Source organism: Aquitalea magnusonii (assembly GCF_003202035.1).
Lineage (GTDB): Bacteria > Pseudomonadota > Gammaproteobacteria > Burkholderiales > Chromobacteriaceae > Aquitalea > Aquitalea magnusonii.
Genome location: NZ_QJKC01000004.1, coordinates 113,862 through 135,736 on the forward strand (window position 1 = coordinate 113,862; position 21,875 = coordinate 135,736).

General features: G+C 57.4%; 21 protein-coding genes and 1 riboswitch. Of the genes, 8 read left to right on the forward strand and 13 right to left on the reverse strand.

Features of this window, described 5'->3' with window-relative positions:
• Window positions 1–29 precede the first annotated feature (29 nt).
• Both metF and ahcY read right to left on the reverse strand, forming a co-directional pair.
• A complete protein-coding gene (metF, locus tag DFR38_RS05740) occupies window positions 30–866 on the reverse strand; it encodes a methylenetetrahydrofolate reductase [NAD(P)H] (RefSeq protein WP_059284732.1) in 837 nt (278 codons plus the stop codon).
• Between the two features lie 135 nt (window positions 867–1,001).
• Complete coding sequence (gene ahcY, locus DFR38_RS05745) at window positions 1,002–2,417, reverse strand: adenosylhomocysteinase (protein WP_059284733.1); 1,416 nt, start codon at window positions 2,415–2,417, stop codon at window positions 1,002–1,004.
• Window positions 2,418–2,487: 70 nt separating this feature from the next.
• A riboswitch (S-adenosyl-L-homocysteine riboswitch) is annotated at window positions 2,488–2,552 on the reverse strand.
• Window positions 2,553–2,656: 104 nt separating this feature from the next.
• On the opposite strand from ahcY, the gene DFR38_RS05750 reads away from it, so the two are divergent.
• Window positions 2,657–4,312 carry a histidine kinase N-terminal 7TM domain-containing diguanylate cyclase gene (locus tag DFR38_RS05750; RefSeq protein ID WP_059284734.1) on the forward strand — a complete coding sequence of 552 codons (1,656 nt, stop codon included), beginning with the start codon at window positions 2,657–2,659 and terminating at the stop codon, window positions 4,310–4,312.
• 45 nt (window positions 4,313–4,357) lie between these two features.
• On the opposite strand, the gene DFR38_RS05755 is transcribed toward DFR38_RS05750, so the two are convergent.
• From DFR38_RS05755 to DFR38_RS05795, 9 genes are all read right to left on the reverse strand, one after another.
• Entirely contained in the window at window positions 4,358–4,801 is a 444-nt protein-coding gene (locus DFR38_RS05755; protein WP_059284764.1) for a ClpXP protease specificity-enhancing factor, read from the reverse strand.
• A gap of 9 nt (window positions 4,802–4,810) precedes the next feature.
• A complete protein-coding gene (locus tag DFR38_RS05760; RefSeq protein WP_082693274.1) occupies window positions 4,811–5,413 on the reverse strand; it encodes a glutathione S-transferase N-terminal domain-containing protein in 603 nt (200 codons plus the stop codon).
• 156 nt (window positions 5,414–5,569) lie between these two features.
• Window positions 5,570–6,331: a cytochrome c1 gene (locus DFR38_RS05765; RefSeq protein ID WP_059284736.1), complete on the reverse strand. Its 762-nt coding sequence runs from the start codon at window positions 6,329–6,331 to the stop codon at window positions 5,570–5,572.
• Window positions 6,332–6,348: 17 nt separating this feature from the next.
• Entirely contained in the window at window positions 6,349–7,686 is a 1,338-nt protein-coding gene (locus tag DFR38_RS05770) for a cytochrome b (protein ID WP_110313125.1), read from the reverse strand.
• A 14-nt stretch (window positions 7,687–7,700) separates the two neighbouring features.
• A complete protein-coding gene (gene petA, locus DFR38_RS05775) occupies window positions 7,701–8,285 on the reverse strand; it encodes a ubiquinol-cytochrome c reductase iron-sulfur subunit (protein WP_059284737.1) in 585 nt (194 codons plus the stop codon).
• Between the two features lie 120 nt (window positions 8,286–8,405).
• Window positions 8,406–9,152, reverse strand: a complete 747-nt coding sequence (locus tag DFR38_RS05780) for a Nif3-like dinuclear metal center hexameric protein (protein ID WP_110313126.1) — start codon at window positions 9,150–9,152, stop codon at window positions 8,406–8,408.
• 129 nt (window positions 9,153–9,281) lie between these two features.
• Complete coding sequence (gene groL, locus DFR38_RS05785) at window positions 9,282–10,925, reverse strand: chaperonin GroEL (RefSeq protein ID WP_059284738.1); 1,644 nt, start codon at window positions 10,923–10,925, stop codon at window positions 9,282–9,284.
• Between the two features lie 53 nt (window positions 10,926–10,978).
• Window positions 10,979–11,266: a co-chaperone GroES gene (groES, locus tag DFR38_RS05790; protein WP_045846653.1), complete on the reverse strand. Its 288-nt coding sequence runs from the start codon at window positions 11,264–11,266 to the stop codon at window positions 10,979–10,981.
• 175 nt (window positions 11,267–11,441) lie between these two features.
• Window positions 11,442–12,326 (reverse strand): MraY family glycosyltransferase, encoded by an 885-nt coding sequence (locus tag DFR38_RS05795; RefSeq protein WP_233170345.1) that lies wholly within the window; start codon window positions 12,324–12,326, stop codon window positions 11,442–11,444.
• Between the two features lie 421 nt (window positions 12,327–12,747).
• Here DFR38_RS05795 and rfbB point away from each other — a divergent pair, with 421 nt between their 5' ends.
• Genes rfbB through DFR38_RS05830 form a run of 7 tightly spaced genes read left to right on the forward strand, consistent with a single transcriptional unit; the run spans window position 12,748 to window position 19,378 of the window.
• Entirely contained in the window at window positions 12,748–13,812 is a 1,065-nt protein-coding gene (gene rfbB / locus DFR38_RS05800) for a dTDP-glucose 4,6-dehydratase (protein ID WP_059284740.1), read from the forward strand.
• On the forward strand, window positions 13,809–14,702 hold the full coding sequence (rfbD, locus tag DFR38_RS05805) for a dTDP-4-dehydrorhamnose reductase (protein WP_082693275.1): 894 nt from the start codon (window positions 13,809–13,811) through the stop codon (window positions 14,700–14,702). Before rfbB ends, rfbD begins: the two co-directional genes overlap by 4 nt.
• 16 nt (window positions 14,703–14,718) lie before the next feature.
• The gene (gene rfbA, locus DFR38_RS05810) at window positions 14,719–15,588 is read left to right on the forward strand and encodes a glucose-1-phosphate thymidylyltransferase RfbA (protein ID WP_059284742.1); all 870 of its coding nucleotides are present in this window, start codon (window positions 14,719–14,721) and stop codon (window positions 15,586–15,588) included.
• Between the two features lie 15 nt (window positions 15,589–15,603).
• Window positions 15,604–16,155: a dTDP-4-dehydrorhamnose 3,5-epimerase gene (gene rfbC, locus DFR38_RS05815; RefSeq protein ID WP_059284743.1), complete on the forward strand. Its 552-nt coding sequence runs from the start codon at window positions 15,604–15,606 to the stop codon at window positions 16,153–16,155.
• 19 nt (window positions 16,156–16,174) lie between these two features.
• Window positions 16,175–16,987, forward strand: coding sequence for a glycosyltransferase family 2 protein (locus DFR38_RS05820; RefSeq protein ID WP_082693276.1), 813 nt, complete (start codon window positions 16,175–16,177; stop codon window positions 16,985–16,987).
• Window positions 16,988–16,999: 12 nt separating this feature from the next.
• A complete protein-coding gene (locus tag DFR38_RS05825) occupies window positions 17,000–18,298 on the forward strand; it encodes a hypothetical protein (protein ID WP_059284745.1) in 1,299 nt (432 codons plus the stop codon).
• A gap of 57 nt (window positions 18,299–18,355) precedes the next feature.
• Window positions 18,356–19,378 carry a glycosyltransferase family 2 protein gene (locus tag DFR38_RS05830; protein ID WP_059284746.1) on the forward strand — a complete coding sequence of 341 codons (1,023 nt, stop codon included), beginning with the start codon at window positions 18,356–18,358 and terminating at the stop codon, window positions 19,376–19,378.
• 63 nt (window positions 19,379–19,441) lie between these two features.
• Here DFR38_RS05830 and DFR38_RS05835 read toward each other — a convergent pair whose 3' ends face one another.
• Window positions 19,442–21,220: a thiamine pyrophosphate-binding protein gene (locus DFR38_RS05835; protein ID WP_059284747.1), complete on the reverse strand. Its 1,779-nt coding sequence runs from the start codon at window positions 21,218–21,220 to the stop codon at window positions 19,442–19,444.
• 36 nt (window positions 21,221–21,256) lie between these two features.
• The gene (locus DFR38_RS05840) at window positions 21,257–21,871 is read right to left on the reverse strand and encodes an acetyltransferase (RefSeq protein ID WP_059284748.1); all 615 of its coding nucleotides are present in this window, start codon (window positions 21,869–21,871) and stop codon (window positions 21,257–21,259) included.
• Window positions 21,872–21,875 lie beyond the last annotated feature (4 nt).

Here is a 21,875-nt window from a genome sequence, read left to right on the forward strand (position 1 = left end):
CGGGCTTTCTCATGATGGCCTGCTAGCGCTTACAAACCCAGTCGCTGCCATACGGTGGACACCAGGCCCGCCTGGTTCAGGGTGTAGAAGTGCAGGCCCGGCGCGCCATTGGCCAGCAGACGGTCGCACAGCTCGGTCACCACATCCAGCCCCAGGGCGCGGATGGAGGCCGTATCGTCATAGTAGGACTGCATGCGCTGACGCAGCCAGCGCGGCACTTCGGCCCCGCACATGTCGGAGAAGCGGCACAGCTGGCCAAAGTTGGCAATCGGCATGATGCCCGGCACGATGGGGATGTCCACACCACGCGCCTGGGCCTCGTCGACAAAGCGGAAGTAGGCATCGGCATTGAAGAAATACTGGGTCATGGCCGAGTTGGCACCGGCTTTGACCTTGCGCACGAAATTGTTCAGGTCGTCCTCGGCCGACTTGGCCTGCGGATGGAATTCCGGATAGGCCGCCACTTCGATATGGAAATGGTCGCCATGCTCGCTGCGGATGAACTCGACCAGCTCGTTGGCATAGCGGAATTCGCCAGCGGCCACCATGCCGGACGGCATGTCACCACGCAGCGCCACGATGTGGCGGATGCCGTGATTGCGGTATTCGTTGAGGATGGCGCTGATGTTTTCCCGCGTCGAGCCGATGCAGGACAGATGCGGCGCGGCGGCATGGCCTTCGCTGCGGATTTCCAGCACGGTGGACAGGGTGCCATCGCGGGTGGTGCCGCCAGCACCGAAGGTCACCGAGAAAAACTGCGGCTTGAACTGCGCCAGCTGCTGGCGCGTGGTACGCAGCTTGGCCACGCCTTCGGGGGTCTTGGGCGGGAAAAACTCGAAGCTGAAGGTTTTTTTCTGTTGGTTCATGATCGTCTCTGTCCCTGCTCGGAGCGGCAGGCTTTGTTTTTATACTGCAGCGTGTCAAAGCGGTAGCAGCCCGCGGATAGAAAAACGGACAGGTGCATTCTACCCTGCCCTGTCCGTTTGCCTTACAGCCCGCTATCAATAACGATAGTGCGCCGGCTTATAAGGACCCTGCTTGGGCACGCTGATATAAGCAGCCTGCTCGTCGGTCAGCTCGGTCAGGTTGGCACCGATACGCTTCAGGTGCAGGCGGGCCACTTTTTCGTCCAGATGCTTGGGCAGCACATAGACTTCCTTGCCGTACTTTTCACCGTGCTGGAAGATTTCCATCTGCGCCAGCACCTGGTTGGTGAAGGAGTTGGACATCACGAAGCTGGGGTGGCCGGTGGCGCAACCCAGATTCACCAGGCGGCCTTCGGCCAGCAGGATGATGCGCTTGGCCGGTTCATTACCCTGAGCCGGGAAGATGATGTGATCCACCTGCGGCTTGATGTTGTCCCACTGGTATTGGCGCAGGCTGGCGACTTCGATTTCGCTGTCGAAGTGGCCGATATTGCACACGATGGCGTTGTTGCGCATCTTGACCATGTGATCATGGGTGATCACCGACACATTGCCGGTGGTGGTGACGAAGATGTCGCCCTGGTCGGCCACATCATCCATGCGTACCACGCGGTAGCCTTCCATCGCTGCTTGCAGGGCACAGATCGGGTCCACTTCGGTGACCCATACCGTGGCACCCAGGCCACGCAGGCTCTGGGCGCAGCCCTTGCCCACATCACCGTAACCCAATACCACGGCCACTTTGCCGGCGATCATCACGTCGGTGGCGCGCTTGATGCCATCCACCAGCGATTCGCGGCAGCCGTACAGATTGTCGAACTTGGACTTGGTGACCGAGTCGTTGACGTTGAAAGCCGGGAACGGCAGGCGGCCTTCCTTTTGCATCTGGTACAGGCGATGCACACCGGTGGTGGTTTCTTCGGTGACGCCCTTGATATGCGGCAGACGCTTGGAGTACCAGTGCGGGTCCACTTCCAGATAACGGGCAATGGCGGCAAACAGCGCGGTTTCTTCTTCATTGGCCGGGTGGCTGATCACGCTGCGATCCTGTTCGGCCTTGCTGCCCAGCATCAGCAGCAAGGTGGCGTCGCCGCCATCGTCCAGAATCATGTTGGCTTCCTGACCCTCAGGCCATTCGAAGATCTTGTGGGAGAACTCCCAGTACTCGTCCAGGCTCTCGCCCTTGAAGGCAAACACCGGGATATTGGCCGCGGCAATGGCAGCAGCGGCGTGGTCTTGCGTGGAGAAGATATTGCAGGAAGCCCAGCGTACATCGGCACCCAGTGCCACCAGGGTTTCGATCAGCACGCCAGTCTGGATGGTCATGTGCAGCGAACCGGCGATACGCGCGCCACGCAGCGGCTTCTGGTGCGCGAATTCTTCGCGCAGCGCCATCAGTCCGGGCATTTCGGTTTCGGCGATTGCCAGTTCCTTGCGCCCCCAGGCGGCAAGGTTGATGTCGGCGACATGGAAATCGGTGAATTCAGCCATCGTGCAAAGTCCTTTTACACGCCGGCCAGAACGCGGCTCACCCGCTATTCCGGCTTCGGCACGGAGTTTAGTCAGGTGAGCGCCGTTTGCAAGAAGCCCGAGCCTGGGGATGAACCTCGCAGCGCTCCTCGGGAGTGCCGTAATTATACCTAGAGACGTAAAAATGTGGATGAAACTTCGCTGACAGGGGTTACACTTCAACATTGCCATCAGCATAGTCATATTGCATAGAAAAGCGCATGTCCTTTGTATTCACCACCATTTCAGCGACTGCCGGCCTGGCTGCACTCAGTGCTGCCACCATCGGCATCCTGGCTTGGGAGCGACGCCAGGTGACGGGCGCGCGCTGGCTGGCCTGGCTGATGCTGGCAGTGACGATATGGGCCGGCAGTGCCATGCTGGAATTGTCCTCTTCCATGCTGCGCGAGAAAATTTTCTGGTCCAAGCTGGAATACCTCGGCACCCTCAGCGCGCCGGTGTTGTTTTTCCTGCTGGCCGCCGACTACAACCAGCTGGACAAGGCTCTGCGCCTGCGCAGCATCGCCATGCTGTTCCTCATCCCCCTGCTCAGTCTGGCGCTGGCCATCAGCAATGAACGGCACGGCCTGATCTGGAGCAGTTATCAGCCTTCACCATCTGGCTATAATTTGCTGATTTTCAACCACGGCCCCTTGTTCTGGCTGCTGGTCGCCGGCTATTCCTATCTGATGATGCTGCTGGGCTCCTTGCTGTTGCTGCGGACCCTGCACTTTTACCCTCCCCATTACCGTGGCCAGTCGCTGATCCTGATGCTGGGCGCCATCGTTCCCTGGGCTGGCAATCTGCTTTATCTGTCCGGCAACATCCCTTTGCGCGGGCTGGACCCCACCCCCTTGTGCTTTGCCATCACCGGCATGGTGTTTGCCTTTGACCTGCTTTATCTGCGCATGCTGTATGTCGTGCCCATTGCCCGTGGCAATGCCTTCAATGCCATGGGGGATGGCATCGTGGTGATTGACCCCAACAAGACCGTGCTCGATATCAACCCGGCGGCGGCCAACCTGTTTGGCAAGCCAGCCGCCGTACTGTGCGGCCAGCCATTGCAGATTGCCGCACTGCTTGCGGTCGCCGATCAGGATGGGGCCCATCAGGTGGAACTGAATGGCCCGGGCTCACGCGCCATTCTGGAAGTACGCGCCTTTCCCATCCGGGAGTCGGGGGTCACCCTGGGTGGCCGCATGCTGGTGCTGCGCGACATTTCGCGCCAGCGCCGCGCCGAGGAAGCCTTGCATCAGGCTTATATGCAACTGAAAAACCGCATCGATGAAATCGAAACCCTGCAGGACACCCTGCGCGAACAGGCCCTGCACGACCCGCTGACCGGACTTTACAACCGACGCTATCTGGAGGAGACGCTCAGCCGGGAAATCAGCCGGGCCGAACGCGAACAACAGCCGCTGACCTTTGCCCTGATCGATCTGGACAATTTCAAAGGGGTGAATGATCGCTACGGCCACATGGCCGGCGATCAGGTACTGTGTGCGCTGGCCGACCTGCTGCGCCGCCATTGTCGTCAGGCCGATATCGTTTGCCGGCTGGGGGGCGAGGAATTCATCGTGGTACTGCCTGCCGCTGATCAACGCAATGGCTGGATGCGGCTGGAAATGCTACGCCGCCGTTTTTCCGATTTGCGCTACAGGGTGGAAGCAGTGGAATTTTCGTCCACCTTCTCCTGTGGCATTGCCTGCTACCCCAGTGACGGCAATAGTTTCGCCAAACTTTACCAGCTGGCGGACATGGCCTTGTACGAAGCCAAGGCTCATGGCAAAAACCAGGTCAGGCTGCATGGCAATCCGCTGCAGGAGCTGACCGACATTCCCTTGCTGCAAGCCCATATGGTCAGCAAGGAACCATAAAAAAGCCGGGAACGCGTCCCGGCTTGGCATGGTACAGCAGTGGCCTTACTTGACGATGCGCAAGCTGGGCCGACCACTGGGCCGCGGTGCGGCGGCATCCTCTGCCTTGCCCGCGGCCGGCTCGGTTTCGCTGGCGGCGACCGGAGACAGCGCCGGTGCCGGTGCCGGCGTCGCACTGCCCAGCTCGACCTCGAAGCCCATCCCTTCGCCGGTTTCGCGGGCGAAAATGGACATCACATTGCCGACAGGCACCCAGATATCACGCGACACCCCGGCAAACCGCGCGGAAAACGACACCCACTCGTTGTCGATACGCAGGTTCTGGGTGGCTCCGGCTGCAATATTCAACACGATTTCGTTATTCTTCACATATTCGCGCGGGACATCTGCGTGCTCGTCCACCCACACCACCAGAAACGGCGTATGGCCATTATCCGTGCACCATTCATACAGGGCACGGATCATGTAAGGCTTGGTGCTGGCGCTCATGGTCATTCCTTACTTGCGCATGGCCTTTTCGGACGGGGTCAGCGAGTCAATGAAAGACTGGCGCTGGAAAATGCGTTCCGCGTACTTGAGGATGGGTGCAGCATGCTTGCCCAGGTCGATGTTGTAATGCTCCAGACGCCACATCAGCGGGGCGATGGCCACGTCGATCATGGAGAAGTCATCGCCCAGCATGAACTTCTGCTTGGCAAACACCGGGGCAATGGTGGTCAGGCCGTCACGGATGGCTTCACGGGCCTTGGTGGCTTCCTTGCCGGTTGCGCCGGCTTCCAGCACCTTCACATTGCAGAACAGCTCGTTCTCGAAACGGTGCAGGAACAGGCGGGCACGGGCACGCATCACCGGATCGGCCGGCATCAGCTGCGGGTGCGGGAAACGCTCATCGATGTATTCATTGATGATGTTGGATTCGTGCAGGATCAGGTCGCGCTCTACCAGTACCGGCACTTCGTTGTAGGGATTCATCACAGCCAGGTCTTCCGGCTTGTTGTGAATGTCCACATCGATGATCTCGAAATCCATTCCCTTTTCATACAACACGATACGGCAACGTTGGCTGAAGGGGCAGGTAATTCCAGAATAAAGAGTCATCATGGCTAGCGGATATCCTTGACAGAGGCAATCATTTTCGATCGAAGCGATGATTTTACCATTTTCAGGCAGGCAATTTCCACAACTACATCGCAAAGCCATGATTACAAAAGAAAAAAGGCGGAAATTTCCGCCTTTTTCGTCATGCAGCAGCCGGGCTTAATGCACGTCTTTCCAGTATTCCTTCTTCAGGAAGTAGGTCAGCGGCAACAGCAGCAGGCCCAGGAACATCAGTACCACATAGCCGATCTGGTGACGCTTGACTTGTGCCGGCTCGCCGATGAAGACCAGGTAGTTGGTCAGGTCAGCCATGCGCTTGTCAAACTCCACGGTATTGGCCTTGCCGTTTTCCAGCTTGGTCAGACTACCGGCCTTGACCAGTTCGAGCTTGTGCTCTTCATGACCAGCGGCGTTCTTCTCGGTCTTCAGTACCTGCTCGCCCTGCATTTCCCACAGCACATGCGGCATGCCGACCTTGTCGAACACCAGGTTGTTCCAGCCGGTAGGACGAGTCGGATCACGGTAGAAGCCACGCAGATAGGCGTACAGGTAGTCAGCACCACGCGAACGCGCAATCAGCGACAGGTCCGGCGGTGCCGCACCCAGCCATACCTTGGCATCCTTCTTGTCCATGCTGATGTTCATCTGGTCGCCGATCTTGGCGCCGTCAGGCAGCAAGTTGGCCTTGATCTGCTCTTCGGACAGGCCGATGTCTTCCAGACGGTTGTAGCGCATGGCGCTGGCCGAGTGGCAGGACAGGCAGTAGTTACTGAAGATCTGCGCGCCGCGCTGCAGACTTTCCGTGTCCTGAATGTCGATCGGCGCCTTTTCCAGCGTCGGGCCTTCATTGGCCAGAACCGTGCCGCTGACCGGCAACACCAGCGCCATGGCAGCGATCAGGTGGCGGATTTTGCTTTTCATATGTCCTTTCCCCTTGCTTACACGTTGGTGCCGAACAGATAGGCCGCGATGATCGTCACCGCCACCAGCACCAGGAACTGCAACTGGCGCTTGCCATTGGTCTCCGTCACGCGGGTCGGTACCGGTACCGAGCCGACATCGTTCTTGGTGTAGAACGGCATACCCAGGAAGAAGGCAAAGTAGATGAACGAAAGAATCTGCGAAATCAGGGTACGGCCAGCCGTCGGCGGCATGGCGCCCAGCATGCCCAGACCGATGAAGGCGATGATGAACAAGACCAGCATGAACTTGAACTTCGGACCGCGATAACGGATGGACTTGACCGGCGAACGATCCAGCCACGGCAGGAAGGCAATCACCACCACCGCAGCGCCCATGCCGATCACACCCCATACCTGGGTACCCAGGAAGGACGGAATGGCACGCAGAATGGCGTAGAACGGGGTGAAGTACCATACCGGCGCGATGTGCGGCGGGGTCTTCAGCGGGTCAGCCTGGTCGAAGTTGGGATGCTCGAGGAAGTAACCACCCATTTCCGGCAGGAAGAACACGATGGCGGAGAACACGATCAGGAACACGGCCACACCGAAGATATCCTTCACGGTGTAGTAGGGATGGAAAGGAATGCCATCCAGCGGGATGCCCTTTTCGTCCTTCAGTTTCTTGATTTCCACGCCGTCCGGGTTGTTGGAACCCACTTCGTGCAGGGCAATCAGGTGAGCCACCACCAGGGCCAGCAGCACCAGCGGCACAGCAATCACGTGCAGGGCGAAGAAGCGGTTCAGCGTGGCATCGGATACCACGAAGTCACCACGAATCCACACCGACAGGTCCGGACCGATGACCGGGATGGAACCGAACAGGTTCACGATCACCTGTGCGCCCCAGAAGGACATCTGGCCCCAGGGCAGCAGGTAACCCATGAAGGCTTCGGCCATCAGGCACAGGAAGATCAGGCAACCAAACACCCACACCAGCTCGCGCGGCTGCTTGTAGGAGCCATAGATCAGGCCACGGAACATGTGCAGGTAGACCACCACGAAGAACATGGAGGCACCGGTGGAGTGCATGTAGCGGATGATCCAGCCACCGGCCACATCACGCATGATGTATTCCACCGAGGCGAATGCCACCGGAATGCCGGCACCATTGAGCGTGCCATCCGGCTTGTAGTTCATGGTGAGGAAGATACCGGTCACGATCTGGATAACCAGCACCAGCATGGCCAGCGAGCCGAAGAAGTACCAGAAATTGAAGTTCTTCGGTGCGTAGTACTCGGTAACGTGCTCTTTCAGCATCGACGACAGCGGGAAGCGATCGTCAATCCAGTTCAGCAGCTTTTGTCCTTTGCTCATTTTTCCCCCTAAGCTTATTTGTCGTCGCCAATCAGCAGGCGGGTATCGGACAGATACTTATGCGGCGGGATTTCCAGGTTCTTCGGAGCCGGCACACCCTTGAACACACGGGCAGCCAGGTCGAACTTGGAACCATGACACGGGCAGTAGAAGCCACCCAGCCATTCCGGGCCCAGATCGGCAGGTGCCAGATCAGGACGGAAGGTCGGCGAACAGCCCAGGTGGGTACAGATACCCACGGCCACCAGCAGTTCAGGCTTGATGGAGCGGCCTTCGTTCTGGCAGTACTTGGGTTGTTGGTCTACTTCGGACTTGGGGTCCACCAGCTTGGGGTCGTTCTTCGGCAGGTCGGCAACTTGCTGCTTGGTACGGGACAACAGCCATACCGGCTTGCCACGCCACTCGACGTTGATCTTCTGGCCCGGCTCCAGCTTGCTGATATCCACCTCAACCGGTGCGCCAGCAGCCTTTGCCCGTTCAGACGGGAAGAAACTCATCAGAAACGGCGTTGCCACCCCGGCAACGGCCACACCCCCAACAGCGCTGGTTGCTACCGTCAGAAACCGACGGCGCCCCGTATCGACTTGTTGTTCACTCATTACAGTCATCCTCAAACGTGGAAACCGAGCTCAAACTTCAAACCAGACGATTTTACCTGATTACCAGTAGGGACATGAAGCGCCTATGCAAATAAATTGAGCCAGGTTGGGTAGATTTGTCTAAACCGGATTGAAAAGATCGACAAATTCAACAGTTATGCCGGGTAAATGAGAAACCTTCTCGCCCAGCGCCTGTACGCCGTAGCGCTCGGTTACATGGTGCCCGGCGGCAATGAATGCCACGCCATACTCGTTGGCCAGATGGAAACATTGCTCCGAGACTTCGCCGGTGACAAATGCATCAACACCGAGCCGGATGGCTTCCTGAAAAAAAGACTGCGCCCCTCCCGTACACCAGGCCAGCCGGCGCACCGGCCGCTCGGCCGGGCCCAGCAGCATGGCCTGCCGGCCGAGGCCGAGCGAAATGGCCTCGGCCAGCTCTGCTGCCGTGGCAGCCGCCGGCCAGCGGCCATGCCATAACAATCCCTGCTCCCCCGTCTGTCCCTCGACCTGCCAGCCCAGTCGCTTGGCGAGCGTGGCGTTATTGCCCAGTTCTGCATGCCCATCCAGTGGCAGATGGTAAGCGATCAGGCTGATGTCATGCTGCAACAGTTTGGCCACGCGCGCACGCTTCATGCCCACCAGCCGGGCATCCTCTCCCTTCCAGAAATAGCCGTGATGCACCAGGATGGCATCGGCGCGGCGGGCAATCGCCACATCAATCAGTGCTTGTGAGGCAGTCACTCCCGTGATGATATGCCGTACCTCTGCCCTGCCCTCCACTTGCAGACCATTGGGCGCGTAGTCCTGATAACGCCATGGCTCCAGCCATTCATCGATGCTGGCAATCAATTGCGGTAATTGCATGATCCGTCCTTGCGAAATGAGCTGCCGCCTATTGTGCCAGAGAAGCCAGCCATACCCCGTCATCGTGCAGAAAAACAAAAACCCCGCACAAGTGCGGGGTTTTCAGGTTCAGCGAGAGGCCGAAGCAGCTTACATCATGCCGCCCATGCCACCCATGCCGCCCATGTCCGGCATGCCGCCAGCAGCCGGCTTGTCTTCCGGCAGTTCGGCGATCATGCAGTCGGTGGTCAGCATCAGGCCGGCAACGGAAGCAGCGTGTTGCAGGGCCGAGCGGGTTACCTTGGCCGGATCCAGCACGCCCATTTCCAGCATGTCGCCGTATTCGCCGGTAGCCGCGTTGTAACCGAAGTTACCCTTGCCTTCCAGCACCTTGTTCACCACAACCGACGGCTCGTCGCCAGCATTCTTGACGATCTGACGCAGCGGGGCTTCGATGGCCTTCAGCACGATCTTCACGCCAGCATCCTGATCGACGTTGTCGGTCTTCAGGCTGTCCAGGGTGGAACGGGCACGCAGCAGGGCCACGCCACCACCAGCCACAACGCCTTCTTCCACAGCGGCGCGGGTAGCGTGCAGCGCGTCTTCCACGCGAGCCTTCTTCTCTTTCATTTCCACTTCGGTGGCCGCGCCAACCTTGATCACGGCAACACCGCCGGCCAGCTTGGCCACGCGCTCTTGCAGTTTTTCGCGGTCGTAATCGGAAGAAGCTTCTTCGATCTGGCGACGGATTTCACCAACACGGGCCTGGATGGCATCAGCCTGACCAGCGCCATCGATGATGATGGTGTTTTCCTTGCCCACTTCGATACGCTTGGCTTGGCCCAGCATGTCCAGAGTGGCTTTTTCCAGGGTCAGGCCCAGTTCTTCGGCAATCACGGTACCGCCGGTCAGGATGGCGATATCCTGCAGCATGGCCTTGCGACGGTCGCCAAAGCCCGGAGCCTTGACAGCAACCACCTTCAGGATGCCGCGGATGGTGTTGACCACCAGGGTAGCCAGCGCTTCGCCTTCAACATCTTCGGCGATGATCAGCAGCGGACGACCGGACTTGGCCACTTGCTCCAGTACCGGCAGCAGGTCGCGGATGTTGGAAACCTTCTTGTCGAACAGCAGAACAAACGGATTGTCCAGAGCGGCAATCTGTTTTTCCTGGTTGTTGATGAAGTACGGGGACAGGTAGCCGCGGTCGAACTGCATGCCTTCCACCACGTCCAGCTCGTTGTTCAGGCTCTTGCCGTCTTCAACGGTGATCACGCCTTCCTTGCCCACTTTTTCCATGGCGGTGGCGATGATTTCACCGATATCGGCATCGGAGTTGGCGGAAATGGAGCCAACCTGAGCGATTTCCTTGCTGGTGGCACATGGCTTGGCGATCTTGGCGATTTCACCTACCAGGGAAATCACCGCCTTGTCGATGCCACGCTTCAGGTCCATCGGGTTCATGCCGGCGGCAACAAACTTCATGCCTTCCTGCACGATGGCCTGTGCCAGTACGGTGGCAGTGGTGGTACCGTCGCCGGCCACGTCGGAAGTCTTGGAAGCCACTTCCTTCACCATCTGCGCGCCCATGTTTTCGAACTTGTCTTTCAGTTCGATTTCCTTGGCAACGGAAACACCATCCTTGGTGATGGTCGGCGCGCCAAAGGAGCGGTCCAGTACCACGTTGCGGCCTTTCGGGCCCAGGGTCACCTTGACAGCGTCAGCCAGGATGTTGACGCCAACCACCATCTTGGCACGAGCGGAATCACCAAACTTTACGTCTTTTGCAGCCATTCTCAAATCTCCAGAATTCTATAGGGTCGTTTAGAAGTCGGTATGGGTCGGAATTACTCGACGATGCCCATTACATCTTCCTCGCGCATCACGAGGACTTCTTCACCGTCAACCTTGACGGACTGACCGGAGTACTTGCCGAAAATCACTTTGTCACCAACTTTCAGTTCCAGCGGACGGCGCTCGCCATTGTCCAGAACCTTGCCGTTACCGACAGCCAGCACCTCGCCCATGTCGGGCTTTTCAGCAGCTGCACCCGGCAGAACGATACCGGAAGCAGTCTTTTCTTCAGCCTCAAGGCGCTTGATAACAACACGATCGTGCAGCGGACGAATTGCCATTGATCTCTCCTAATACAAGTGGCTGTTGAAAGCAAAAATCATCTGCCAGGATGGCAGTACGGGGCGGGCTTTAGCACTCACCCCTGACGAGTGCTAATAATAGGGACGGGGAAACGATGTTTCAAGAGGGGGGCCGGCAAAAACTTGCCAGCCCTTGCCGGCATTAAGTGAAGGTTCAGCGCGAAGAGTCGTCGCGCCGCAACACCATCCAGCGCGGGGTCTTGAAACGGACAATCATGCGGTACAGCCGCAGATAGGCCAGTACAAAAAGCAGCACCAGCAGCATCAGCACCCAGGTGTGATTCCAGAACAGCATGGCCGGCACCACCGAAAAAGAGGCCAGGGCCCACAGATAAGGGGAGGTCATGCTATTGCGCTGGGTCAGATGGTGGGCCTCTTTGGAGCCGACCATCCACAACACCATGCGCTTGTACACCATCTGGTGCAGATGGAGTGCATCCGGGTAGCCCACCGCCCGCCCCTGCAGAAACTTGCGCCGGTAAATGGAGAAAATCGTCTCAAAAACCGGATAAATCACACACAACAGAGGAAACCACGGCGACACCGCCGGATTGCGCGCCACCAGCAATACGGATATTTCGGCAATCATGAAGCCGATCAGATAGGCTCCGCCATCTCCGGCAAAAATCAGCCCACGCGGAAAATTCCAGAACAAAAAACCGAAGATGGCTCCGACCATGGCAAAGCACACGCTCATCAATACAATGTCCTGCACTTTAAAGCAGACATAAGCAATGGCCAGGAAGATGAACACCGCCACCATGCCCGACAAGCCGTTATAACCATCGATGATGTTGACCGCATGCGCCACGCCGCCCACTGCCACCATGGTCAGCAGCAGAGACAGCCACCAGTAATGCCCCAACAAGGTATCGATCAGCGGAATATCCAGTCGAGCCAGCCCGGCCCCCAGCAGGAAATAGCCCAGCGCCGCTGCCACAAAGGTGGCGAGCAGGCGCGGCAAAGGGCCGATTTTCTTGGTGAGATCCTCGACAAAGCCCGCAGCAAATGCCGGCAAGGCCGACAACAACAGTAACAAAACCCAAACCGAAGAATTCAGAAATCCAGATAGCGCACACCCGACAATCAGACCAATCATGATGGGCAATCCACCAATTCTGGGCACTGGTGTCGCATGAAATTTCTGCACACCATTGACATCACTATCCGTCGAATAGCGGGAATGCAAATGAGAGTAACGGATCAACAACAGCCCCGAAAAAAGCGAAGCCGACAGCGCGAGCAATAGTATCTGCAACATAGGAAGTCAGGGCCTGAAAGGGCGTAAAAGTGTAATTAACCGTATTCGTAGAGCAGTCACAGGACCGTCCGGTAAGAAGCTGGCCGATTTTGTCTTATAATATCCGCCTTGCAAGCGGATACATTGCAATAATTAACAGCGGGCTACTTTACCATGGCTCTGCCCATAGCAAAAACCACTTACTTATTGGAATTGTTAAATGATATTGGTGACTGGCGGTGCCGGCTTCATTGGAGCCAACTTTGTTCTGGACTGGCTGAATGGCAATGGCGAAGGTGTGATCAACCTGGACAAGCTGACGTACGCCGGCAATCTGCAAACCCTCGCCAGCCTGGAAAGCGACCCGCGCCACGTATTTGTTCAAGGCGATATCGGCGATCGGGAACTGGTCAGCCGCCTGTTGCAGGAATATCAGGTTCGCGCTGTCATCAACTTCGCGGCGGAAAGCCATGTTGACCGCTCCATCCACGGCCCGGGTGAGTTCATCCAGACCAATGTGGTAGGCACCTTCAACTTGCTGGAAGCTGTCCGGGCCTACTGGAATGCACTGGAAGGCGAAGCCAAGGCAGCCTTCCGCTTCCTGCACGTTTCCACCGATGAAGTGTACGGGACCCTGTCCGCCACTGACGCACCATTCAGCGAAAGCAACCGCTACGAACCCAACAGCCCCTACTCGGCCAGCAAGGCCGCCTCGGACCACCTGGTACGCGCCTGGCACCATACTTACGGCCTGCCGGTGCTCACCACCAACTGCAGCAACAACTACGGCCCCTATCACTTCCCGGAAAAGCTGATTCCGCTGGTCATCCTGAATGCACTGGCCGGCAAGCCCTTGCCAATTTACGGTGATGGCCAGCAAATCCGCGACTGGCTGTATGTCAAAGACCATTGCAGTGCCATCCGCACCGTGCTGGCGCAAGGTCGCCTGGGTGAAACCTATAATGTTGGCGGCTGGAACGAAAAAGCCAATCTGGACGTTGTCCACACCATTTGCAGCATTCTGGACACCTTACGCCCCAAAGCCGATGGTACAGGCTACGCCGAGCAGATCACCTATGTACAGGACCGCCCCGGCCATGACCGCCGCTATGCGATTGATGCACGCAAGCTGGAACGCGAACTGGGCTGGAAACCGGCAGAAACCTTTGAAAGCGGCATCCGCAAAACAGTACAGTGGTATCTGGATAATCAGGACTGGGTCAGCAACGTCACCAGCGGCAATTATCGCCAATGGCTGGAGCAACACTACGGGAACAAGGCATGAGCCGCATCCTGATTACCGGCATCAATGGCCAGCTGGGCTTTGAGCTGCGCCGCTCGCTGGCCATGCTGGGCGAGTGCATCTGCCTGGATCGCCAGCAACTGGATCTTTCCCGCCCGGCGGGCATTGCCGCAGTGCTGGATCAAACCCAGCCGGACATCATCGTCAACCCGGCGGCCTACACCGCAGTGGACAAAGCCGAGAGTGAAGCGCAGCTGGCCCATACTGTGAATGCCGCCGCACCAGCCGCGATGGCCGACTGGGCCGCGGCAAACAATGCACTGTTGCTGCACTACTCCACCGACTATGTATTTGATGGTGACAAGGCCAGCCCTTATGCAGAGGACGATGCGACCAATCCACAGTCCGTCTATGGCTTAAGCAAATGGCAGGGTGAACAAGCCATTCTTACCAGCGGTGCAGACCACATCATCCTGCGCACCAGCTGGGTGGTGGGGGCACATGGCGGCAACTTCCTGAAAACCATCATACGACTGGCGCGCGAACGCGACAGCCTGAACGTGGTGGCCGACCAGATTGGCGCGCCCACCCCCGCGGCGCTGATTGCCGATATCAGCGCCCACATCATCAAACAGTGGCAAACCAGTCAGGACAAAACACTGCTTGGCACCTACCACCTCACCAGCAGCGGCAGCACTAGCTGGCATGGTTATACCGAATTCCTGCTTGCGCTGGCGGAACGTTACGGTGTGGCACTTCAACTGAAGCCGGAAAACCTGCACGCCATTCCCGGCAGCGCCTATCCGACCCCGGCGAAACGCCCCGGCAACTCCAGGCTGAATTGCAGTAAAATCGAGGGAAATTTCGGCCTGATCATGCCAGCATGGCAGAGCGGCGTGGAACAGGTGTTCCAGCAGATCTTCAATTCCTGATGCAGGACGCAAGCAGATGAAACGTAAAGGCATCATCCTGGCGGGGGGCAGCGGCACCCGCCTATACCCCGCCACACTGGCCGTCAGCAAACAATTGCTGCCCATCTACGACAAGCCGATGATCTACTACCCGCTCAGCACCCTGATGCTGGCCGGGATTCGCGACATCCTGATCATCTCCACCCCGCAGGACACCCCGCGCTTCGAACAGCTGCTAGGCGATGGCAGCCAGTGGGGCATCAGCCTGCAATACGCGGTACAACCCAGCCCGGACGGACTGGCACAGGCCTTCATCATTGGCGAAAACTTCCTGGCCGGCGCGCCTTCGGCACTGGTGCTGGGCGACAATATCTTCCATGGCCATGACTTCCCCAAACTGCTGAAAGCGGCCAACGCCAAACAGCAAGGTGCCAGTGTGTTTGCCTACCACGTACAGGACCCGGAGCGTTATGGCGTGGTGGAATTCGACGCCCAGGGCAAGGCCTTGTCCATCGAGGAAAAACCTGCCACTCCGAAGTCCAACTATGCCGTCACCGGCCTGTACTTCTACGACAATCAGGTCGTCGACATCGCCAAATCCATTCGCCCCTCAGCGCGCGGCGAGCTGGAAATCACCGATGTCAACAATCACTACCTGCAACAAGGCCAGCTGGATGTACAGACCATGGGCCGTGGCTATGCCTGGCTGGATACCGGCACCCACGAATCCATGCTGGAAGCCAGCCAGTTCATTGCCACCGTGGAAAACCGTCAGGGCCTGAAAGTAGCCTGCCTGGAAGAAATTGCCTACGTGCAGCACTGGATTGATGCATCCCGGCTGGAACAGCTGGCGCAACCGCTAAAGAAAAATGCCTACGGGCAATACCTGCTGCAGCTGCTGAAGTAAGAAAGCAAGCCATTCATGAAAATCATCGATACCGCCATTGCGGACGTCAAAATCATTGAACCTGCCGTATTCGGTGACGACCGAGGTTTTTTCTTCGAAAGCTTCAACCAGCAGCACTTTGATCAGGCTATTGGCCGCAAAGTTGAGTTTGTTCAGGACAACCACAGCCGCTCCAGCAAGGGTGTGTTGCGTGGGCTACACTACCAGATGCCACCTTTTGCCCAAGGCAAGCTGGTACGCTGCACGCTGGGCGAAGTGTATGACATTGCTGTGGATATCCGCCGTAGCTCGCCTACATTCGGTCAATGGGTTGGTGTCATGCTGTCTGCTGACAACAAGCGTCAACTGTGGATTCCGGAAGGCTTTGCCCACGGTTTCCTTACCCTAAGCGAACATGCTGAAGTGCAGTACAAGGCTAACGCCTACTGGAACGTCAACGCGGAACGCTCAATCCTCTGGAATGATCCGCAACTGGACATCGCATGGCCACTGAACAACATCGAGCCCATCCTGTCCGCCAAAGATATGGTAGGCGAGCGCTTTGCGAAGGCCGAGCTCTCCAACTGACCCCGAACCAAGACTCCCCATGCATGTAAGCGCCTCTCTGGTTCTGTACAACAATCCGGCTGCACAATTGCAACGGCTGCTGGCCAGCATTAACGCTAGCACTATGCCCATTCATCTGGTAGTACAGGACAACTCGCCCAAAACGACGCTGGCTGCACTTTTTGGTCGACATGACTATCGTCACAGCGGCAGCAACATTGGCTTTGGCGCGGCACACAATCGGGCCATTGCCGGTCTGCACAGCGATGTGCATCTCATCCTGAATCCGGACATCGAATTCAGCGCCGACACGGTAACAAAACTCATTGCTCCGCTGGAGGAAAAGGCTGACATCGTCGCCTGCGCACCGTTGGTGCGCTACCCTGATGGCCGCCTGCAGCGACTGAATAAACTGCTGCCCACACCAGCCAACCTGTTTGCCCGCCGCTTTCTACCCTTTCTGGCCAAGCGACTCGACTACGACTACGAAATGCAATGGTTCGGCTACGACCGTCGCATTGATCTGCCCAACGCATCCGGCTGCTTCCTGGCTACGCGCACGGCCGCGCTGCAGCAGCTGGGTGGCTTTGACGAGCGCTTCTTCATGTATATGGAAGACACCGACCTTGTACGCCGGCTTGGTCGTCTTGGGCGTGTGGTCTTCATCCCAGAGGCTGTTGTCGTTCACGAATTTGGTAAGGCCTCGTATCGCAATATCAGACTGATGTGGATCCACATACAGTCCGCGGCCCGTTATTTCAACAAATGGGGCTGGATATTCGACAAGGAACGTAGCCTTATCAATCAGCGCGCTCTCGACGCCAAAATCCTGCCACCCAAGTATGATTGCTGAGCCCCGCCGATCATGAAACCCAGCTTTGATCTGATCGTCATCCTCTTGTTCCGGCTGTGGCAAGCCGGCGCGGGCCTAGTGACCACCCTGCTTGCCGTCCACTTTCTTACGGCGGAAGAACAAGGCTGGTACTACAGCTTCACCAGTATGGCCGCTTTCTACACGCTATTCGAACTGGGCCTTTCCAGCGTACTGATCCAGGTATCCGCACACAGCTTCAGCAACGCCAGCTGGAGCGCGGACTACAGGATAGAAGGCGCCAACGCAGCCTACTGCTCGGCACTGACCGGGCGGGCTTTTCATTGGTACGGCATGATGGCTGCGGCCTTCTGGCTGCTGATGCTGCCGGGAGGCTATCTTTTCTTCAGCTCGCAACACGCGGACCAGACGCTGAACTGGTTGCAACCCTGGGTCGCCATCTGCAGTTTTACTGCACTGAGCCTGCTGTCCATCCCCTTCCTGGCCATTCTGGAAGGCAGCGGGCAAATCACTCGCGTTTATATTGTTCGTCTTTTGCAAATCATGTGCGGCTCAGTGTTGTGCTGGGCCGCCTTCTTCTTGCATGGAGGGTTATGGGCCACCGTCATGGCGCCAGCCATCGCCATGCTGCTTCCTGCTGGCTGGCTGCTGCTGAAACGCAAAAATCTACTGCTCACCGCCGTACAAAATCGCAGCGCCACATTCGCCTGGCGACAAGAAATCTGGCCCCTGCAATGGCGGCTTGCTCTCAACTGGCTATGCGGCTACCTGCTCACCCAGATCAACATCCCCTTGCTGTTTCATATGCAAGGGGCTGTCGTGGCCGGCAAGCTCGGTTTGTCCCTCGCCATTGTCAACACCATTAGTCTGCTCTCACAATCCTGGCTTACGCGGCGGGTCCCAGCCATGGCCTTGGCCGCCGCAAACAAGGACTGGCACTTGCTGGACACGACCTTCCGGCGCAACTTCATGCGTTCGCTGTCAATGTTCATCGGCATGGCCTCTGTCGCGCTGTTGCTGGTCAGTCTGTTTCCCCAAGTACGCTTTGTTCAGCGCCTGCTCGACCTGCCGGACTTCGCGGGCCTGCTCGCCTACACGCTGGCCAACCAGTTCATTGGCGGCCTCACTGTGCAATTGAGAAGCTTCAAGCGGGAGCCGTTTCTGTTGCTCATCGTTTCCACTACCGTTGTGGCAGTAATCGGCACCCTGATTGTTGTGCCGCGCTACTCGGTAAGCGGCATGATCGCAGTGCTCGACAGCATCTATATTTTCATCAACATTCCGGTCGCGCTCCTCCTGTGGAGAAGATACAACCGCGACTGGAGAGTCTGACCGCCGCGCCCTGCAACGCGATCGGCCTTGAATCATATCCAGAAAAGATTGCCCCCCATGTCCCATACCAGCCAATATCTACTGAGCATCGCCATTCCCACTTACAACCGCGCAGACTTTCTTAAAATCAACCTTGATCATCTCGTCAAGGAGATGCGCGGGGTGCACCCGGATCGAGTGGAAATCATCGTGTCAGACAATGGCTCCAGCGACCACACCCCCCAGGTGGTCGAGGCTGCCATCCGGGAGGGGCTGCCTGTACGCTACATCCGCAACCCTCAGGACATAGGCTCAGACGCCAACATTGCCCAATGTTTCAATGAAGCCAAAGGCAAATACGTTCAGATCATGGGGGATGACGATCTTTATCTGGAAGGGAAACTGGCGGACCTGCTCGACATCCTACAAGCCAATGACTACGGCGTAGTATGCATGAAGTCTTATGGTTACGAAAAAGACTACGTACAGGAATTTCCAGGCGGTGGCGGCGAAGTAATCGACTACAGCGATGCCGGAAGTTTTCTGTACAAAATCGGTGCGCTGATCAGCTTTATCTCCGCTTGCATCATCAACAAAGAGGTACAGGCTTCTACTGACGCCAACCAGTTTTGCGGCACCAATCTGGTACAGGTGAACCTGGTGATTCAGGCCATTATCTCCAAGCCCCGCAATGCCTTTGTTGCTCGTTACATGCTTGCCTGCAAACGCAACAACTCTGGTGGGTACGACTTCTCCGAGGTCTTTGTTGAACGCATTTTCCGCATCCTAGACTCGTTCCAGCCCAAAGGCTTGACCGAAGACGCCATCAAGGCCTTCGGCAAAAAAATGCTGATTTCTTACTATCCGTTCAACCTGCTGCGCCAACGACTTTCCCGCGCAGGGGATCTCACAGCCGCCTATCGCCGCTTCCATGACCGGTTTGGCAGCTCGCCGCTTTTCTATATCTGGGTCGCGCCTATCCTCAAGCTGCCCAGACCGCTGGCCATCTTGTGGGCCTGGGTAACGGTATTCCTTGGTCGCGTGCTTACGGGCGATCTGCGACGCGGCATCCACTTCGCCATCAATCGGCTGAAAGGGTAAGACCTTTAGGGTTTGTACAATAAAAAACACCCGCCAAGGCGGGTGTTTTTTATCGTCCGGCGATCAGACAATGGCACGAGCCAACTCCCGGTTGTGCCGGGTTTCCTCATCAGGCAGGAAAGGGAACATATCGTCCAGCGGCTTGGACTCCAGCTTGCCCTCCGCATTACGGAAAGTGGATGCTTTGGGAGAAATCCACTGCTCCGAAGACAGCATCACCTCGCATACCTCGGGCTGATCGGAAGCCAGTACTTTCCCCAACACCTCGTCCAGCGAAGAGTGCTCAGCCACCTTGGAGTAGCCCAAACGATAAGCAGCGGCCAGCGCCTCGAAATCGGGATTGAAAACATTGGACTGCGGATTAGCGCCCACATAGCGAGAATTAAACAAGTTGTCCTGTGTCGCCTTGATTGAGCCGTAACCGTCATTATTGAAGATGAACACCTTAATCGGCAGCTTGTTAGCACCGATAGTGAGCAACTCCTGACTATTCAGCATTACACCGCCGTCACCAGCAATGCACAACACCCGCTGCCCCGTGCCATAGTGCGCGCCAACGGCTGTCGGCAAATCCCAGCCCATCGATCCCCAATTACCGTTCAGTGCGGCGCGTTGACCGGCCTTGATCTTGTAACCTTGATAGAAGCTGACGCAATCAAGACCATTGCCAGTGACGATGATATCGTTCTGAGCCGACAAACGGGACAGGGCTTCCATGAATACGTAAGAGTTGATAAAGCCGCAATCTGCTCGCTGTGCGTCCGTCACCAGAGGATACTTGTCCTCCCAATAACGACACAGTTCCAGCCATTTCGCGTTATGGGCCTCATAGCCAGCCAGCTTTTCTTGCAGTGCTGGCACGAAGCCGCGCAAATCCGCCAGTAATGGCATATCCGCTTTCAAGGGATGGGCTTGTAGCTGGCCCGGATCAATATCAACAAAAATTTTCTTGGCACCCACTGCAAACTTGGAAGTTTCAAAGCCAGTCTTTGCCACGCAGAAACCCACCCCCAACCCCAAAATCAGGTCCGCGTTCTGCATGATCAGGTTGGCATGCCGTTGCCCGGCCGTGCCAAAAGTGCCAAAGGCGCAGGTGTTGTCCGATTCCAGCAAATCCTTGCCGGTGTAGGGCGTCAGCACTGGAATCTGCAGTCGCTCAACGAGCCCTCTCACTGCCTCGTACATACCAGAGAGGCGCACGCCGTTGCCCAGGATCAACACGGGTCTTGCCGCACTTTCCAATGACTTCACCACCTCATCCAGCTGCGTCCGCCAAGCGTCATCGCCCGGAGCCTCAGGTTGCCAATGGGGTAGCGTATCCAGATCAACCTCGGCGGACTGCATGTCCAGCGGCAGCTCGATCCACACCGGACCGGGGCGGCCATTCTTGGCGATGTGGTAGGCCTTTTCCAGTTCGTACTGGATCATGGACGGATCACGCAGGGAAACGGCATATTTCGTCACTGGCTTCACCATTTCCAGTACGTTGCCTTCTTGCGGTCCCACTTGCCTTACCTTGTCATAGTCCGCCACCAGATTGGAACGTACCTGGCCAGATACCACCAGCATCGGTACGGAGTCATACCAGGCGCCCACGACCCCGGACAAGGCATTGACCGCGCCGGGCCCGAAAGTAGCGAAACAAACACCGAAGCCGGACATGCGGGCATAACCATCGGCGGCAATGGCACAAGCTTGTTCGTGATAGTTGCACACGTAATCCACTTTTTCGCTTTTCCCCAGCGCATCCAGCAGATACATGATGCCCCCGCCCGACAGCAGGAATACATGTCGGGTACCGATTTTCTCCAGAAAGCGGATCACTACATCAGATACATTCATGATGAACTCTTCAAATGATTTGGCTTTACAAGCCGGTCAGGCGCGCAGTAAGCAACCGCCATCCGCGACATCGGCGTCCACTACCGCATTCGCGGCGATGAGCACATTGCTGCCGACACGGACCCCCGGCAACAGCACGGCGCCGGCCCCGATAAACGTGCGCTCACCCACCTGCACGCCGCCGCACATCGTGACAGATGGCGCGATGAAACAGTGTTGGCCGATAACGCAATCATGATCGATTCTGGCCCCGGTATTGACGACCACGCCGGCGCCGATCACCGCCGAGGCCTGCACGACAGCCCCCGCCATGATTTGCGATCCTTCATGCGCCTGCGCATGAACCGAAACGATGGCGCTGGCATGCCGCACATTGATAAAGCGGTATCCCTTGTCGCGCCAGATTGCGAACAGTTTGGCGTTGACTCGGCTCTTGGGTGTGGCGCCAACGCCGTTTGCCAACCAGACGGAGTCCGGCGCAAAGGATTGCAATACATCGTCGCCGCCAATCACCTCAATGCCCAGCACTTTGTCGCCGGGTTGCGCGACGGGATCGACAACGCCGGACGGCGTCAGGCCCTGACTTTGCAAAGCGTCGATAATTACCTTTGCGTGACCGCCCGCGCCCAGTACATAAATGGGTTTACTCATGATT

Excerpts from the sequence above, each read along its gene's own strand:
- DFR38_RS05780 (WP_110313126.1), bottom strand. The coding sequence starts at position 9,152 with ATGCAATTACCGCAATTGATTGCCAGCATCGATGAATGGCTGGAGCCA.
- rfbC (WP_059284743.1), top strand. The coding sequence starts at position 15,604 with ATGAAAATCATCGATACCGCCATTGCGGACGTCAAAATCATTGAACCT.
- metF (WP_059284732.1), bottom strand. The coding sequence starts at position 866 with ATGAACCAACAGAAAAAAACCTTCAGCTTCGAGTTTTTCCCGCCCAAG.
- petA (WP_059284737.1), bottom strand. The coding sequence starts at position 8,285 with ATGAGTGAACAACAAGTCGATACGGGGCGCCGTCGGTTTCTGACGGTA.
- rfbB (WP_059284740.1), top strand. The coding sequence starts at position 12,748 with ATGATATTGGTGACTGGCGGTGCCGGCTTCATTGGAGCCAACTTTGTT.
- DFR38_RS05755 (WP_059284764.1), bottom strand. The coding sequence starts at position 4,801 with ATGAGCGCCAGCACCAAGCCTTACATGATCCGTGCCCTGTATGAATGG.
- DFR38_RS05820 (WP_082693276.1), top strand. The coding sequence starts at position 16,175 with ATGCATGTAAGCGCCTCTCTGGTTCTGTACAACAATCCGGCTGCACAA.
- rfbD (WP_082693275.1), top strand. The coding sequence starts at position 13,809 with ATGAGCCGCATCCTGATTACCGGCATCAATGGCCAGCTGGGCTTTGAG.
- DFR38_RS05825 (WP_059284745.1), top strand. The coding sequence starts at position 17,000 with ATGAAACCCAGCTTTGATCTGATCGTCATCCTCTTGTTCCGGCTGTGG.
- groES (WP_045846653.1), bottom strand. The coding sequence starts at position 11,266 with ATGGCAATTCGTCCGCTGCACGATCGTGTTGTTATCAAGCGCCTTGAG.
- ahcY (WP_059284733.1), bottom strand. The coding sequence starts at position 2,417 with ATGGCTGAATTCACCGATTTCCATGTCGCCGACATCAACCTTGCCGCC.
- DFR38_RS05760 (WP_082693274.1), bottom strand. The coding sequence starts at position 5,413 with ATGATGACTCTTTATTCTGGAATTACCTGCCCCTTCAGCCAACGTTGC.
- DFR38_RS05830 (WP_059284746.1), top strand. The coding sequence starts at position 18,356 with ATGTCCCATACCAGCCAATATCTACTGAGCATCGCCATTCCCACTTAC.
- DFR38_RS05770 (WP_110313125.1), bottom strand. The coding sequence starts at position 7,686 with ATGAGCAAAGGACAAAAGCTGCTGAACTGGATTGACGATCGCTTCCCG.
- DFR38_RS05835 (WP_059284747.1), bottom strand. The coding sequence starts at position 21,220 with ATGAATGTATCTGATGTAGTGATCCGCTTTCTGGAGAAAATCGGTACC.
- groL (WP_059284738.1), bottom strand. The coding sequence starts at position 10,925 with ATGGCTGCAAAAGACGTAAAGTTTGGTGATTCCGCTCGTGCCAAGATG.
- rfbA (WP_059284742.1), top strand. The coding sequence starts at position 14,719 with ATGAAACGTAAAGGCATCATCCTGGCGGGGGGCAGCGGCACCCGCCTA.
- DFR38_RS05750 (WP_059284734.1), top strand. The coding sequence starts at position 2,657 with ATGTCCTTTGTATTCACCACCATTTCAGCGACTGCCGGCCTGGCTGCA.
- DFR38_RS05840 (WP_059284748.1), bottom strand. The coding sequence starts at position 21,871 with ATGAGTAAACCCATTTATGTACTGGGCGCGGGCGGTCACGCAAAGGTA.
- DFR38_RS05765 (WP_059284736.1), bottom strand. The coding sequence starts at position 6,331 with ATGAAAAGCAAAATCCGCCACCTGATCGCTGCCATGGCGCTGGTGTTG.